Source organism: bacterium, from assembly GCA_009926305.1.
GTDB lineage: Bacteria > Bdellovibrionota_C > UBA2361 > UBA2361 > RFPC01 > RFPC01.
The window spans coordinates 1-1,530 of the sequence record RFPC01000212.1; the positions used below are offsets into that span (position 1 = coordinate 1).

Below are 1,530 nucleotides of genomic sequence, written 5' to 3' on the forward strand. Positions count from 1 at the left end.
CAGATCTCTTTATCAACAAGTTTATGTTTCCACCGATGAGATTACAGTTGATGATCTCTCTGAGGAAGTTGTAGAAGAAATCTTTGATGAACTCGTCCAAGAGTATGTCTCAGAAGGGTATGAGGTTGAAGAAGTCCTTGATGTTGTAGAAGAAGCAGCACTTGACTTCATTGAGGCAAAGGTAACCTACGGGCACGATACAGAGGCACCTAAGGCACCTGAGAAGAAGAGTATGCTGAAAGGACGCATCAGATATGCCAAGAGAAAGGCTGGTGAGGCAGTCAAGGCTGGTAAGGAAAAGGTAAAGACTGCAAAGGCAGGTGCTGAGATTGCTGGTTTGATTGCTAAGGATGAGGTAAGAAGAGCAGGACGTGCTGGCAAGCAGGCAGTTGTAGGTGCCGTTCAGAAGAAGAAGGAGCAGGTCAAGAAGGGTGTTAAGGGACTTATTGGTAGAGGTCTCAGAAAGGCAGCAGGTGCCGTTGGAAAGGTCGCTAGCAAGGCGTCTACCGCCGCTGCTAGACTTGGTGAAGAAGCAATCCAAGAGGCAGACTCTATTGCTGCAATGAGAGAAAGAGCAGCAAAGAGAAGGAAGCAGCGTTATGGTGCTAGTGACACCAGTCGTGGTGGTCGTGATGATTTCAGACCTTATACCAAAGCAGATTATGAAAGAGGTGAAGAAAATGATCCTAGAAAGAAAGTAAAAGAAGAACTGGAACTCGATCAAATGATTGAGTCTCTAATTGAGAGAGGACACACCGAGAAAGAAGCATATGCTCTTGTTGCTCAATTCACTCTTGATGAAGACTCACGTCGTATGAGTAATAAGCAAAAAACTGCTAGTGTAAGACAGAACATCAAGGCTTTTGGAAGTAATTTCACTCCACCTAATAACTATGACCCCGATGCTAATCGTGGTAAGGGTGAAGTTCTTACTCGTAAGCAGATTGAGAAAAAGCGTCGTAAAGCACTTCGTCAAGAAGATGTGGAGTTCGTTGGTGAATCACAAGAGGCTCGCAACAACCCTGAAAGGTATGAAAGAGAGCAGGGTAAAAAGTATGAACCCGTTCGTGGTGAAAGAACTCCTATGCCACCAAGAGGTGATAAGCGTAGAGAGGACTTTGAGAAGTGGTATGCTGCTCAACGTCGTTGATACAAAACTCAAATAATACTCAGGGGGCTTGACAAGTCCCCTTTTTTATTGCTAGACTAGGTTTGTCCCGGTTAAAGATAAATAATAGCTCATAAGGATTCTTTAATATGAGCTTTGAGATAAATACTAGTGTAAGTTATGAGAATCCATGGACGTTTGATAACAAACCTTTTGATAGCATTGATATTGGGGACTACTTCGGGTTTGTTTATCTCATTACCAATAAGTCCAACTCACGACGTTACATTGGTAGAAAGTATTTTTGGTCGTTCAGAAAACCACCGGGTAAAAAAAGAAAAGTAAAACAAGAATCGGATTGGAAGAAGTATTACGGTTCTTGCCCAGAATTAAAAGAGGATTTAAAAAAATACGGTAAAGAG

Annotated in this window: 2 protein-coding genes; both read left to right on the plus strand. The window is 42.5% G+C overall.

Annotated elements, in window-relative coordinates; translation table 11 throughout:
- A partial coding sequence (locus EBR25_13925; GenBank protein NBW42068.1) for a hypothetical protein occupies positions 1-1,150 on the plus strand: 1,150 nt, incomplete at its 5' end.
- Positions 1,151-1,257: 107 nt separating this feature from the next.
- A partial coding sequence (locus EBR25_13930) for an NAD synthetase (GenBank protein ID NBW42069.1) occupies positions 1,258-1,530 on the plus strand: 273 nt, incomplete at its 3' end.